The following is a 15,152-nucleotide window of genomic DNA, read 5'->3' on the forward strand; positions in this document are numbered from 1 at the left end:
GGTTAAGTTAAGTTAATTTATGATTTGGTTTAATTAATTGGCTGGTTTTAAATTGTCTCCATCTTTAAAATGAAGTCTTCTAAAAACCAATCCGGATAAAATGGTTAAAGAGCCCACTACCAGAAAAGTATATCGAAATGCATTGTGAATTTCGTGATGAATAAGTTTTACATCTCCCTGAAAAACCTTTAAAACCAATAATCCAAAAGCGATTCCAAAACCAATTGCCAGCTGTTGATTTACTGAAATTAAAGAATTACCGCTGCTGGTATGATACTGTCTTAAATCGGCAATAGAAATAGAATTCATAGAGGTAAACTGTATTGAGTTAAAGAAACCTAATATCGAAATTATAGGAACGTACCAATAAATTGAAGTATGAATAGATGGAATAGCCAGACAGCAGATTAAAAAACCAATAATAAAAGTATTGACCATTAAGGTTTTTCGATAACCAAAAGTATTTAAAATCCCAATTACAGCCGATTTTCCAAACATCGCTGTCAGAGCCATTGGCGCTACAATCCACCCAGACACAACTGCGGACTGACCATAAGCGATCTGGATCATCATAGGCAGTAATAATGGAATAGAACTGATCCCCAAACGTGTAGCCAGATTACCAACAATGCCCACTCGAAATGTTCTTACCTGAAAAAGATTTAAAGGAAAAATAGGATTGTTGTCTTTTGATGCATGATGATAGTACCAATACAGCATTAAAAATCCCGACATTAAAATCATTAAAACAGGCGAAACCCGAACGGTATTGCCAAATAATTCCAATGAAATAGATAATAAAAGGGAAGCAGCCGCAAAAATAAAAAAGCCTTTTAAATCAAAATCGATTATTTTAGATTTATAATTAGGCATATATTTCAAACTTAAAAGAATACCGATAAGGCCAAATGGAATGTTTATTAAAAAAATCCAGTGCCAGGATAAATAATCAACCATATAACCTCCAACCAAAGGCCCTAATACCGGCCCAATTAAAGCGGGAATAATAGCAAAGTTCATGGCTTTGAGTAATTCTTTTTTAGGAAATGTTTTAATTAGAGCCAGCTTTCCTACCGGAGTCATTAAACTTCCTCCCACTCCCTGAACAATTCGGGCTAAAACTAAATGCATCAGGTTTTGAGAAAGTGAACAAAATAAGGAGCCGAGACTGAACAAAACCAAAGCAACAATAAAAACTTTCTTGGTCCCGAATTTATCTGATAAAAACCCGCTCACGGGCATAAAAAGCGCCAGAGTCAAAACATAACTGATAATTGCGTTCTGCATATCCAGCGGTGATTCGTGAAGATCTTTGGCAATAGAAGGCAGTGAAGTATTCAAAATTGTCGAATCAAGCATCTGCATAAAAATAGAAGTCGCTAAAATAATGGGTAATACCTTTTTTATTGCTTCATTATTTTGCTCTGTAATCACTGTCATCCTGTTTATTTTAAGACTTTATTTTTATTCTGTGAGGAAAAAAATTTGATCTGCAAACTTCTATTTCATCCTAAAATTAAAGGTACAAAAACATTCTTGTCTATCCACCCTATCCTTGCTTACAATTTGATTAATGTAACAGTGAAAAATAATTGATAATACATAATCCCTAAATTTTATGCTCCAGAGGAGCTAAATATTTATGGCATAATTATTTTCCAATACATAAAGCTCCAGCGGAACGGCATCTATGGACAATATATATATATCGCTCCGCAGCAGCTTGAAATCAGAGGGTGCTTAATTGCTATAAATATTATGCTCTTCCAGAGCATTTTTTTTAATGATAAATTAAATATGGAGCTCTCATTTTCTTAAAGTTTTTCAAACCTTCCTGCTCTTATCCTAACCTGCAATTTTATTAATGTGACCTTGCGTATAATGACAAATTTCATTTATTATAAAAGCTCCGGAGGAGCTAAATATTTATAGGAATTATGCACCCCCTGATTTCAAGCTCCAGAGGAGCGATATATATTATTTATAAATATGCCGCTCCGCTGGAGCTTTATGCATGGGAAATAATTATGCCGTAAATATTTAGCTCTTCCAGAGCATTTTTTTAATGATAAATTAAATAAGGCGCTCTCATTTTCTTAAAGTCTTTCAAACCTTCCTGCCAGCTTTTTCTAATTTCATCTTCAGATGTTCCGGCTTCAATTTGCTGCTGTAATTTTTCATTTCCGGCTCTGATAGAAAACTTTCTTTTGTCGAAAAATTTCGATTTATCCGAAGTAGTTTGATACGCTTTAATCAGCCATTTTATTTCAAGTCTGTTAATTTTCGGAATGGATGACAAATCTTCTCCATTACATTCTACGCCGTTATACAAAGGATCTTTATCTCCAAAATTAGGTTTTGGGGTAAAAGTAAAATCACTTTTTGGCAGATAAGGTGAACCATAAATCTGGAATTGTTTTTCAGTGCCGCGTCCCATACTTACATTCGTCCCTTCAAAAAGACATAAACTCACATATAAATTTACCGATTGGTCGTTTGGCAAATTTGGCGAAGGGCGAACTGGAAGGCTGTAACTCATATTTCTGCCATAATTCAAACATGGAACAACGGTAAGTTTACACTGCACACCATTTTTAAGCCATTTTTGTCCGTTAATCATTTTCGCTTCTTCCCCCAAAGTCATACCATGAAGCAGAGGCGTTGGATGCATTCCGATACCGCTTTGAAAAGCAATGTCCAAAACCGGACCGTCGACAATCGCAATATTCGGATTTGGACGGTCCAGTACAATCAGCGGAACATTATTCTCTGCGCAGGCTTCCATAATTCTGTGCATCGTAGAAACATAAGTGTATAATCTTGTCCCAACATCCTGTAAATCAAAAACCATGATATCAATATCTTTCAATTGTTCAGGAGTTGGTTTATTGTTTTTGCCATAAAGTGAAGTAATCGACAAACCTGTTTTAGCGTCGATTTCGTCAGACACATGTTCCCCAGCATCGGCAGTGCCTCTAAAGCCATGTTCAGGAGCAAAAATGGTTTTGATCTCGACATTTTTCTGAACCAAAAAATCAACCAAATGGGTTTTATCTTCCATAATTCCGGTTTGGTTCGTTACAATGCCTACACTTTTACCTTTTAATAAAGGCAGATAAACGGTATAGTTATCAGCACCTGTTTTTATTTTCTGTGCAAAAGATACTGTTGAAATTAGTATGCAGATTATTAAATTTCTCATAGTTATTATTTTTTTCACGCAGATTAAGTGGATAAAAAGGATTTTTTATTTAGTTAACGCTCAGTTTTTCACGTAGATTTTGCAGATTTAATTTATAATCTGTGTTGATCTGCTTGAATTTGCAAAATCTGCGTGAAACAAAAATCATTTTAATATTTATAATCTGCGGCTAAATTTTTCGCCTGCAGATTTGGCAGATTGAACAGATTAAATTCATGGAAATTTGTGAATTGCTTCGCCTGTTCGCTATCACTCGTGTTGCTACGAAAAAAATCCTTCTAATCTGTTTAATCTGTGGCTAAAAAAATTACTTATTAATCTGCCTCCAAATTTTAGCACTAAAATCATCTTTATACATCAATCTGTTTGTTCTCGTTGGGTTTACGCGATTGGTTAGGATGATTAAAAATCTGTTTGTGTCTGGATTCATAAAGAAAAAAGTTCCTGTAAAACCTGTGTGCCCAAAATCATTAGCTTTAAAAAACTCATCTGGTTTTCGTTTATCAAAACCCAATCCGCGGTAAATCCCTTCTTTGGCAAGAGGAGAATTTGTAAATTCTTTTACAACTTTTGCTTTTAAAATTTCTTTTCCTTGATATTTTCCGTCATTCAACAGCATCTGACAGATAACCGAGATTGATTGTGCATTGGCAAACAATCCGGCATTTCCGGAAACACCGCCAAAAATCGCCGCAGCTTCATCGTGAACGTAACCTCTTATTGTATCTTTTCTAAAGAAATTATCCAATTCTGTCGGCGTTACATTTTCTTCTGAAGTCCATTTTAACGGATTGTAACCGATTTTTGAAATTCCTAATTCCGTATAAATTTCTTTTGTTAATTCATCTAATTTCAAACCTGTTTTGGCTTCAATCATTTGTTTTACCAAAAGCAAATTCAGGTCGCTGTAAACATATTTCCCTCTTGTGTTGGTATTTGCAGTTGAAATTTGCTCATAAACCGTTTTATAAAATTCCGGATTTAACCACATATTTTTATAAATCTGAACCCAATTTTCTTTGGGAGTAAACGAAAGATAATTGGCATCATACACCATATTCTTGTTCACATACATCGTATCAAACAAATTAGGATAAACATCTGATTTTTCTTTGCTTAACAAAGGAGAACCATCTGGAGTTGAAAGCAGACTTTGGTAAAACGTAATACTCGCTTTTAATCCTGAAGTATGCGTTAATAATTCCAAAAGATTTAAATCGGCAATGGGAGTATTTTTATAAATTTCAACCACATCGCCTACTTTGTCTTTTAAATTTATTTTATCTTCTCCAACTAATCGCATGGTCACAAGCGTCGCTCCTAAAACTTTCGACATAGAAGCCAGATCGTAAACGTCATCTGATTTTATGGGCTGTTTTTTCGAATAATCCTGAAAGCCATAATTTTTCGAAATAAAAACAGCGTCTTTATTTCCAACTATAATCTGTGCTCCGGGAAAAAATCCTTTTTCGAGCGCATTTGTCATCATCGAATCGATGTAAACTTCATTTCGTTTTACATCAAAAGATTTCTTTGATTTTTTCTGAGAATAAACATTTATTCCAAAAAAAGTCATAGAAATTAATATGATTCCTGCCGTTATCTTTTTCATATTTTACGGATTAATTCTTATGTCCTGTCCTGCCATAAGAGGTTCGTTGTTGGTTCCCGTAATGACAATTTTTACTGCTTTTACAGGCTGTTTTGGATAAATCGATGCATTGCCATAATCAAAAGCATCTCCTTTTATAAAATCGATTCCGTTACACGAATATTCTACATATCCATTATTGACAATGAACCTCGGGTGATGCGGAATTCCGGTTAACACATCAATTTTAGAAGAAGTTACAGGATTTGTAAAAGTGTATAAAATCCAGTCGCCATTTGCACATGCAATATCTGTACGCAAGTAAGTTTCAACATTATAATCTTCTAAATTCGAAATCGGGAATTTAGGATTTTCAGCCATCGATGATGTTACTTTTACTTCCGGCTCTAAATAAGGCGAGCAATTGAAATTTACTTTTGCTGCTGATTCTTTTGCTTCTTTATTTTCTACTGTAAAGTCTAAACGATACGTATTTTTTTCATTGTAATTTTCAATTACAAATCGCAGGCGAGGTTTTGATTTGAGCATTTTTTCTTCCGGAAAACTCTGTATCAGTTTATCATTTTCATAAAGAGAAATTGTTTTTACAACTCCGTTGGCACTCGCATCTGCATCAGGTGTAAAAGTTAAATACCAAATTCCGTTTTTGTCTACATGTTCTGAAATATTTTCAGAAATATTCAAAACTTCTGCTTTTGAAGTATTCCAAACCGCAACAGGCAGTTTTTCTACTTTTACTGCCGGACTTGCCACATCTTCATTAAAAAAAGTACGGAACATATAATGCTCGTAATCCTTTGTTTGAATTGGTTTTGTATACAAAGGCGATTGTCTTGTTGGTTCATTACCTTGTGCATCATAACGTACAACTGCACCTTCATAAGGCGGTGTTACGGTAATTGTTCCGTTTTGATAAATTGCGGCTGGCGGAAAATCCCTAAAAGCAATTCCCATATCAGCCAAACGCTGTAAATGACTGTGTGTTAATCTTCCGTAGAAATCCTCCCAGTTTTTATCTTCTTTTTTAGACCAGCCGATTTCAGACAAAGCGCTGATTCTCGGATAACTTTGGTATTCCATAATTCTGGCCGGACGGTCTAAATATTCACTCCACAAGGCACCCTGAACACCTATTATATTTTTTTGCTGTTCTGGTGTTAAATCATCAGTAGGAATTGGCTCAAACGAATACGCTCTTTTCGTATCTGTAATAGCTGCCCAGCGATGACCGCGTTCTGTTTCAGACTGCGCCATATCAAAATACGTATATTGTCCAGGCATCATAATAGTCTGATATCCTTTCTTTGCCGATTCAATTCCGTAACTAATTCCCTGCCAGGCAGAAATCAAAGTATTTGGATCGATTTCTCCGCCTTTTAAAATTTCGTTCCAGCCATCTGTCTTTTTATGGTATTTATCTACAATTTTTTGAACCCTTCTAAAGAAATAGTTTTGAAGCTGAAAACTGTCTGTAAATCCTTCTTTTGCCATCAAAGCCTGACATTTTGGGCAATGCTCCCAATTGGCACGATTAACCTCATCTCCGGCAACATGAATATATTCAAAAGGAAAAAGTCCCGAAACTTCTCTAATGATTGAATCCAGAAGAACATAATTTTCTTCACGACCCACACACCAAACGTTTTTTACTTCGCCCTGAACACTTTTAAGTTCCTGAGTAATGGCGCAGCCTACTTCCGGATACGAAGCGGTTACGGCACGCGAATGTCCCGGAATTTCAATTTCGGGCATAACTGATATACCGCGATTTCCTGCATACGCCACTACTTCTTTAATATCTTCCTGCGTATAAAACCCTCCGTAACGTTTGTCTCCTGAACCATAAGATGGCAGTAAAACTTCTCCCGGACCTCTCCAGGCACCTTTTAAAGTTAAATCAGGCATCGATTTGATTTCAATTCTCCAGCCATTATCATCAGTTAAATGCCAGTGAAAAACATTCATTTTGTGCGCCGCCAGCCAGTCGATATAATTTTTAACGGTTTGTTTATCAAAAAACTGTCTTGAACAGTCGAGCATCATACCGCGCCATTCAAAACGAGGATAATCTTCTATTTTTACAAATGGGATATTTCCTTTTTTAATGTCTTTTGCAGAAGAAATTTGCAATAGGGTCTGCAGACCGTTTAAAACTCCGTTTGCAGATTTTCCTTTTACCAAAATTCCTTTTTTGTTGATATTCAATTTATAACCATCATTGGGAAGGTTCATTTTTTCATCGACCAAAAATGCTATGGTATTTTTTTTATGTTTATTTCCGATAGAAACGATCGCGTTAATCCCTGTGTATTTCGAAAAAGAGGTCTTAATATATTCAGCACTTTTTTCTGCTTTTTTGTCTACAATAATTTGTACCGATGACGGAATAATAAATGCGCCTTCATTTTGTTCAACCTTTACCGGTTTTGGAATTATATCTAGTTTCTGTGCTTGTATGGTACTTAAAGAACTCAGAAAAATGGCTATCAGCAATACACTTTTTTTCATGGCTTTTATTTTTTATTTTATTGAAAATTCTATTGGAGCGCTTTCTGTCTGTGTCTGACTTAAAGCGGAAACGGCGTAGATATAATTCTCCAAATCAGCATTTGAAACTTCTAATTTTGAAGCGGTTGTTACGTAGTAAATATTCGCCGGATTCGAAAAATCGGTTATTTTTCCTTTTGGGAATTTATAAATTACAAATTTCTTATCGTCTGATTCTGGTTTCCAGCTCAAAAGGGCTTTATCTCCTTTTTTATCAATTACAGCATTTGAAGGTACTTGTGGTTTTATTCTTGTAATTCTGTTTGCCTCTGGCGTTAATGCGATATATTTATATGGTTTTTGAATAAGCGGATTTCGAAGTGTATCGCCTTTTTTAAGAAAAGTTGAAGCTGTAAAATGCATCGAACCGTCTATTTGCGGCAGTTTTCGAATCATTTCAATCTGTTTTACAATTTGATCCGGACTTCTCCACTCTGGCTCTTTGGCGGTATTCGAAATCTTGTAATCGCCGTGGCCTACGTAAACATTGGTTCCGTATTTGTGTGCTGCCCACCATTTTGCCAGCACTTCAAAATTAGCTCTGTCAAAGCCAATGTGCCAGTACAATTGCGGTGTAACATAATCGATCCAGTTTTCTTTCTGCCATTTTAAAATATTGGCATACAAATCGTCATAATTGGTTGCACCCGCCACCGTATTAGATCCGTCTGAATCTTTTGCAATATTGCGCCAAACACCAAAAGGTGAAATTCCGAATTCTACTTCAGGTTTATTAGCAATTATGGTATCTCTGATTTGCTTGATGATTAAATCGACATTGTCTCTTCGCCAGTCGTCTTTGTCTTTAAACTGACGCGGTTCTTTGGCAAATGCTTTCTCATCCGGGAATTCCTGTCCGGCGATTTTATACGGATAAAAATAATCGTCCATGTGAACGGCCTGAATATCATAATTTCGAACTATTTCGCCTACTACAGACGAAACGAAATCTCTGGTTTCTTTGTAACCCGGATTAAAATATCTTGATTTTCCGTAGGTCAGGAATAATTCTGGTTTCTTAAAATACAAATGCGTTTTGGTCAATACATCTTTTACGGTATCTTTTTGCACTCGATATGGATTGAGCCAGACATGAACGTTCATTCCTCTTTTTCCGGCTTCGTCAATCATCATTTGCAGCGGATCAAATCCCGGAGCAACGCCCTGAGTTCCCGTTATCCAATGTGAAGCAGGCTCTTTTGTCGATTTGTAATACGCATCGGCAGTTGGGCGGATTTGAAAAATTACGGTGTTTAGGTTGTTAGATCGTAAATTATCTAAAATGACAGTCATTTCAGATTTCATCTGCTTGTCTGATAATCCTGGTTTAGACGGCCAGTCAATATTGTCTACTGTAGAAATCCATGCTGCTCGCATTTCTCTTTTTGGTGATTCCTGACTGAAAAGTTTCGTTTGAAACAGCAGTATTAGAATTAAAATTTTTAGACTTTTCATAAGTTACTATTTTTGGTTAGTTAGTATGTTATTTATTTGTGGCTTAAAATTTAACCGCAAAGAACGCAAAGGTTTACGCAGGGTTCGCAATGTTTTTAAAGCTGTATTTTTTTAATCTCTTGCTATTTTTCCATCATGATAAAAAATCATTTCAATCCTTTAATCTGCGGCTAAAATATATTGAGGCGGTTAAAAAGTTCCTAACAGGTTTTAAAAACCTGTTAGGATAGGTAACCAACCTAATTTTATATGCGGCTTAATCGTATCGCAGCACATAACTTTTATTTATTTTTTTCTTTGAAAAAATTATCAAAGAACAGTAATTGAAACTTTAATGAATTTTCCCAATATGCCAGATTATGTTCTCCCGGACGTTCGATATAATCATGGTTTATTTTTAATGTCAGCATTTTTTGATGAAGCTGTCTGTTTACTTCCATAAAAAAATCATCGACACCGCAGTCTATAATCATTTTTAACTTGTTGTCTTTTACCAGATCAAGGAGATTGGTAACGGTATTTTTATCCCAGTTTTCAGGAAATTCTGTTATAGAACCCAAACGTTTTTTAATATCCCAATTGTTTGGAAACGGACGAAAATCGACTCCGCCGCTCATACTTCCTGCTGCACCAAATACATCCTGATGTTTAAATGATAAATACAAAGCTCCGTGTCCGCCCATGCTTAAACCTGTTATGGCTCTGCCATCGCGGTTGGAAATAGTTTTGTAATTTTTATCTATAAAAGGAACTAATTCATTTATTACATAAGTTTCATATTTAAAACTAGGATCTATCGGGCTGTCAAAATACCAGCTTGAATAATTTCCGTCAACACCAATTGCTATAAAACCGTATTGATCAACTTGTTTTGCCAGGTCTTTAAAATCTTTTGCCCAGCTTCCGTAATTGCCGCTGTAACCATGAAGAAGATACACTACCGGAAATCTATCTTTGCTTTTTTTATAATTATCAGGAACTATTACAGAGGTTTTTATATTCTTATTCATTGAAGGACTGAAAACCTGAATTGTGTCAATTTTTGCTGCTTTTGCAGAAAAAAATACGAATGCCAGAAGTAAAGTGCAGATTGCTTTTTTCATAAAATCTTGTTTTAAACTATTAGATCTTCAAATTTGAGAAACTTATTTCAAACAATCTCTTAAAATTGTTACGGGATGCATTGCTTTTCTGTTTGTACCGTCAAAAATCTGGTGTCGGCAGCTGGTTCCGGCCGCTGCAATTGCGGTTTCAGGTTCCGTTGCCCGAATTTTTGGAAACAAAGTATCTTCTCCCATCTGCATACTGATTTCGTAATGCTCTTTTTCATAACCAAAAGATCCTGCCATACCACAGCAGCCCGAATTGTAAATTGTAACAGTGCTGTTTTTTGGTAAATTCAACATAGCAAACGAAGCTTCAACGGTGCTTAATGATTTTTGATGGCAATGCCCGTGAATCTTTATTGTTTTTGCGGTATCCGAAAATTGCCCGGAATGGATTTTTCCGGCTGTAATTTCTTTTTTGAAAAATTCCTCAACGGTAAAAGTATTTTTAGACAGTTTTTCGGCACCTTCTTTATCTTTTGCTAATCGAATATATTCATCCCTGAAAGTCAATATCGCCGATGGCTCAATCCCAATTAAAGGTGTGTTTTCAGAAATTAACTCTTTAAAAATATTGACGTTTTTATTCGCGATTTCCTGTGCTTCTTCCAGGAAACCTTTTGACAGAAAAGCTCTTCCGCTTTCTTCATGATCTGTAACAATGACTTCGTAACCTAAAGCGGTCAGCAATTCATACGCATCTATACCAACTGAAACATCATAATAATTGGTAAACTCATCACAAAAAAGATATACTTTTCCGTTTTTAAATGAATTGTTTTCTGCCGACTTTTTATTTTTTTCGTACCATTTTTTAAAGGTCTTTGGCGCTAAAAGCGGTACTTGTCTTTTTGGAGCAATTCCCATGCTTTTTTTAACCAAAGACAGATTGGCAACAAAATTGGTCATCGATGGGGCAATGCTTCCAAACTTATTCAGTTTTGAATTGAAAGCAAATATTTTATTGCGGACAGAAAATCCGTTTGCTTTTTGGTATTGGTATAAAAATTCTGCTTTTAAAGTTGCCACATCCACATTGCTTGGGCATTCACTGGCACAGGCTTTACAGCTCACGCACAACTCAAATACTTTATATAATTCTTGGTGGTCGAATTTATTTTCTTTTTCAGAATTGGTTAGATATTCTCTCAGCGCATTGGCTCTGGCGCGAGTAGTATCTTTTTCATTTCGGGTCGCACGATAACTAGGACATAGAGTTCCTCCTGCTGATGGCAGTTTTCGACAGTCGCCAGAACCGTTACACTTTTCGGCAGCACGCAAAATTCCTAAACTGTCTGAGAAATCCTGAATTGTTTTAATGTCCGGCTCTACTCTTCCCGCTTCAAAACGAAGATTTTCATCCATTTTTGAAGCATTTACAATTTTCCCAACATTCAAAATAGTGTTAGGATCAAATGCTTTTTTTATTCGTTTGAGCAGTTCGTAGTTTTTATCACCAATCATAAAAGGCAGAAACTCTCCGCGTAAAATTCCGTCGCCGTGCTCACCGCTTAGTGAACCTTTGTATTTTTTTACCAAATGAGCTACCTCTGTAGAAATATTTCTAAACTGGTGTAAACCTTCTTTTGTTTTTAAATTTATCTTCGGGCGCAAATGCAATTCTCCTGCTCCGGCATGTGCATAATAAATGGCACTTTGTCCGTGTCTTTCCATCATTGCAGCAAAGTCGGCAATATAATTTGGGAGATCACTGAGTTCGACTGCTGTATCTTCAATAGAATCGGCCGCTTTATCATCGCCTACAATACTTCCTAAAAGTCCCAGACCTGCTTTTCGAACCTCATTTACTTTATCAATATCGGCACCGTAAATTTTAGGCAGTGCATATCCAAAATTATTGTCCTGAAGATCCTTAATCAAAGCATCTGCCTGTAATTCTGCATCTTCCATACTGCTATGCGATCCTACTTCAAGCATAATAACTGCTTTTGGTTCTCCTACAATAAAAAATCGGTTTTTAGCTTGTTCCCTATTGGTTTTAGTACAATCTAAAATCGTATCATCCATCATTTCGCAAGTGTACAAATGATGTTTCATTGCAACAACAACGGCTTCTAGACTTTCCTGAATAGTATGAAAATGCGCCACAACCATGATATTGTTTGTTGGCGGTAAATCATCTACTTTCAAGGTAATTTCGGTTGTAAATGCAAGAGTTCCTTCACTTCCGCAAAGTAATTTCCCTAAATTGATTGTGTTTTCTTTTCCCGAAAACAGTTCTGATTTTAGTAAGGCATCAATCGCATAACCTGTATTTCGTCTGTGAATTTCAGGTTTTGGAAATTCTTTCGTAATTTCTTCCTGATTGTCTTTATTCGAAAGTTCCTCGTAAATCGTTTTATAAATTTTATTCTCTAAAGAATCGCCTTTTGTCTTCTCAATAAATTCTTCAGAAGTTAAATCTTTAAAAACGGCAAGACTGCCATCACTCAAAACCGCTTTTATCTCTACAATTTTATCTCGCGTAACGCCGTAACGTATTGAAGTTGTTCCAGATGAATTATTCCCTACCATTCCGCCGATCATACACCGATTTGTGGTTGAAGTAGTTGGACTAAAAAACAATCCGTGTGGCTTTAAAAATAAATTCAGTTCATCTCTAATTACTCCGGGCTGTACGGTAATGGTCTTCTTTTCGGCATCAAAAGCAACAATTTTGGTAAAATGTTTCGAAACGTCTACAATAATTCCGTTTCCAATGGTTTGACCCGCCAGAGAAGTTCCAGCCGTTCTTGGTGTTATCGAAATTTTGTTTTCTGAGGCAAAACGAATGATTTTTACAATATCTTCTTCAGTTTTAGGAATAGCAACGGCTTGCGGCATAATTCTGTAAGCAGAAGCATCTGTGGCATACAGTTTTTTATGAAGTTCATCATAAAAAAGCGTTCCTTCTAAGGAATTAGATAGTTGTTGTAATTGGAGAGAATTGAGCATTGATTTGGTTTATTGCTTTTGGTTGGTAATTTTAAAAGTTTATTTTGATTGTGTTAACCATTGGATGTAATTAATTTCAACACATAGAAACATAGATTTAACTCTTTTAAAAAAGGCGTTTCACTTATTTAAAAAAAACATAGAGAGCTATGTGTTAGAAACATGTTTCTTTTTATATTCTTTTACACACAATAAAATCTATGTTTCTATGTGTTAAATATTTTTTATTAATTACTAATAATCAAAACGTTTAAAAGCTTCAATAGCTTCATATTCTGCCAATCCTAATTCATCATACAGAATTGCAGTATTTTTATTTCGGTCTTCGGCCCTAACCCAGAATTCTCTTGAATCATTTCCCTGAAACATTACACGGTCTTTTTGAGACTGGTGATACAAGATTGCGTGGCGTTTTAGCAATACTTCTGAAGGGCTTAACGGAACTGCCATATCAATTTCGTGGATATCCCATTCATGCCAAGCGCCTCTGTACAACCATAGCCAGCAGTCGTCCATGTATTTTTCTGGTTTCAATTCTTTCATTGCGGCAAAAATCGCATTCAGACAAACTTCATGTGTTCCGTGCGGATCTGCCAAATCTCCTGCAGCAAAAACCTGATGTGGTTTTATTCTGGCAATGATTTCTTTTACAATTTCGATATCTTCCTGACCCAGCGGATTTTTTTTAACCTGCCCTGTTTCGTAAAACGGAAGATCTAAAAAGTGTGTATTTTCATCTTTTAGTCCAATGTATCTTGTTGCCGCGTAAGATTCTCTTCTTCTGATTAATCCTTTTAGTTTTCGAACCTCAAGAGAATCAATCTGATTTTCTGATTTGTTATTCAAAAATTCAATCACTGATTTGAAGTTGATGTCTTTTGGAAGATCAGCACCAACAAAATCATTGCATACTTCTGCAAATTTCAGTGCCTCATCATCTGTAACGGCAATATTTCCGGAGGTTTGATATACTACGTGTACATCATGGCCTTGTTTTATCAATTTTGAAAAAGTTCCTCCCATCGAAATCACGTCATCATCTGGATGCGGGCTAAACAGGATTATTCGTTTTTTAGCAGGATTGGCTCTTTCCGGACGGTGTGAATCATCAGTATTTGGTTTTCCTCCCGGCCAGCCTGTAATAGTGTGCTGCAGGATATTAAACATATTGATATTCAAATCGTAGGCAGAACTTCCAAGTGCTAATAAATCAGACATTCCATTGTTGTTATAATCACGGTCTGTCAGTTTTAAAATAGATTGTTTTGTTTTTTTACAAAGCCAAACGATTGCTTTGCTCTTTAATTCTTCTGTCCAGATACATTCTCCAACCAGCCAAGGTGTTTTAAAGCGTGTTAATTCTGATGCTGCAGATTGGTCTAAAACGAAAGTAGCATTTGGATGATTTTGTAAAAACGTTGCAGGAACATCAGAACTTATTTCGCCCTGAATTGTTCTCTTTATAATAGACGCTTTGTTTTGTCCCCACGCCATTAATACAATTCTTTTTGATCTCATAATGGTAGAAACTCCCATCGTGATAGCTCTTTTTGGAACATTGTCAATTCCGTTAAAGTCAGATGAAGCATCTACTCTTGTAATATGATCCAAAGTAATAATTCTGGTTCCTGAATTAATGTGCGATCCAGGCTCGTTGAAACCAACATGTCCTGTACGCCCAATTCCTAATAATTGAAAATCAAGTCCGCCTGCTTGTTTAATTTTCAATTCATAATCAATACAGTATTGATTTAATTGTTCTAAAGCAATTGTTCCATCAGGAATATTAACATTTTCAGGTTTAATATCGATATGATTAAAAAGATGCTGATGCATGAAATAATGATAGCTTTGACGGTTTTCTTTATTCATTGGATAATATTCATCCAAATTAAAAGTGATTACGTTACTAAAGCTAAGACCTTCTTCCTTATGCATTCGAACCAGTTCTTCGTATACTTTAATTGGTGAAGAGCCTGTTGCAAGACCAAGTACACATGATTCGTTGTTAGTTTGTTTTAAACGTATTAATTCAGCTATTTCTTGAGCGACATTTTTTGAAGCTTCGGCAGAGTTTTCAAAGATCACATTATGATTTTTTTCAAATCGTGTTTCTTCAAATTTTCCCGGAATATCGTAAGCCAAAGAAGTAGTGGTTTTCATAATATATCTGTTGTAGTTAAAATTAGTTTTAACAAATATATATACAAAAAAGATAACAAATACATTATTTTGCGTTATTTAACAAAATTAAATTCAAATAACGCAAAAAAAC

General features: G+C 35.6%; 8 protein-coding genes. All 8 read right to left on the minus strand.

Annotated elements, in window-relative coordinates:
- Positions 1-33: 33 nt before the first annotated feature.
- The gene (locus PQ462_RS17680) at positions 34-1,440 is read right to left on the minus strand and encodes an MFS transporter (RefSeq protein WP_274250995.1); all 1,407 of its coding nucleotides are present in this window, start codon (positions 1,438-1,440) and stop codon (positions 34-36) included.
- A 622-nt stretch (positions 1,441-2,062) separates the two neighbouring features.
- Positions 2,063-3,202, minus strand: a complete 1,140-nt coding sequence (locus tag PQ462_RS17685; protein ID WP_274250996.1) for an exo-beta-N-acetylmuramidase NamZ family protein — start codon at positions 3,200-3,202, stop codon at positions 2,063-2,065.
- Positions 3,203-3,509: 307 nt separating this feature from the next.
- A complete protein-coding gene (locus PQ462_RS17690; protein WP_274250997.1) occupies positions 3,510-4,814 on the minus strand; it encodes a serine hydrolase domain-containing protein in 1,305 nt (434 codons plus the stop codon).
- 3 nt (positions 4,815-4,817) lie between these two features.
- The gene (locus PQ462_RS17695; protein WP_274250998.1) at positions 4,818-7,322 is read right to left on the minus strand and encodes a beta-N-acetylhexosaminidase; all 2,505 of its coding nucleotides are present in this window, start codon (positions 7,320-7,322) and stop codon (positions 4,818-4,820) included.
- A gap of 12 nt (positions 7,323-7,334) precedes the next feature.
- Complete coding sequence (locus PQ462_RS17700) at positions 7,335-8,816, minus strand: glycoside hydrolase family 10 protein (RefSeq protein ID WP_274250999.1); 1,482 nt, start codon at positions 8,814-8,816, stop codon at positions 7,335-7,337.
- Positions 8,817-9,097: 281 nt separating this feature from the next.
- Positions 9,098-9,919 carry an alpha/beta hydrolase gene (locus PQ462_RS17705; RefSeq protein ID WP_274251000.1) on the minus strand — a complete coding sequence of 274 codons (822 nt, stop codon included), beginning with the start codon at positions 9,917-9,919 and terminating at the stop codon, positions 9,098-9,100.
- A gap of 42 nt (positions 9,920-9,961) precedes the next feature.
- Positions 9,962-12,877, minus strand: a complete 2,916-nt coding sequence (locus PQ462_RS17710; RefSeq protein ID WP_274251001.1) for an FAD-binding and (Fe-S)-binding domain-containing protein — start codon at positions 12,875-12,877, stop codon at positions 9,962-9,964.
- Between the two features lie 234 nt (positions 12,878-13,111).
- Positions 13,112-15,040: a glucosamine-6-phosphate deaminase gene (gene nagB, locus PQ462_RS17715; protein ID WP_274251002.1), complete on the minus strand. Its 1,929-nt coding sequence runs from the start codon at positions 15,038-15,040 to the stop codon at positions 13,112-13,114.
- Between the last annotated feature and the right edge of the window lie 112 nt (positions 15,041-15,152).

Source organism: Flavobacterium sp. KACC 22758 (genome assembly GCF_028736135.1).
In the GTDB taxonomy this organism is placed as follows: Bacteria; Bacteroidota; Bacteroidia; order Flavobacteriales; family Flavobacteriaceae; genus Flavobacterium; species Flavobacterium johnsoniae.

Excerpts from the sequence above, each read along its gene's own strand:
- PQ462_RS17680 (WP_274250995.1), bottom strand. The coding sequence starts at position 1,440 with ATGACAGTGATTACAGAGCAAAATAATGAAGCAATAAAAAAGGTATTA.
- PQ462_RS17685 (WP_274250996.1), bottom strand. The coding sequence starts at position 3,202 with ATGAGAAATTTAATAATCTGCATACTAATTTCAACAGTATCTTTTGCA.
- PQ462_RS17690 (WP_274250997.1), bottom strand. The coding sequence starts at position 4,814 with ATGAAAAAGATAACGGCAGGAATCATATTAATTTCTATGACTTTTTTT.
- PQ462_RS17695 (WP_274250998.1), bottom strand. The coding sequence starts at position 7,322 with ATGAAAAAAAGTGTATTGCTGATAGCCATTTTTCTGAGTTCTTTAAGT.
- PQ462_RS17700 (WP_274250999.1), bottom strand. The coding sequence starts at position 8,816 with ATGAAAAGTCTAAAAATTTTAATTCTAATACTGCTGTTTCAAACGAAA.
- PQ462_RS17705 (WP_274251000.1), bottom strand. The coding sequence starts at position 9,919 with ATGAAAAAAGCAATCTGCACTTTACTTCTGGCATTCGTATTTTTTTCT.
- PQ462_RS17710 (WP_274251001.1), bottom strand. The coding sequence starts at position 12,877 with ATGCTCAATTCTCTCCAATTACAACAACTATCTAATTCCTTAGAAGGA.
- nagB (WP_274251002.1), bottom strand. The coding sequence starts at position 15,040 with ATGAAAACCACTACTTCTTTGGCTTACGATATTCCGGGAAAATTTGAA.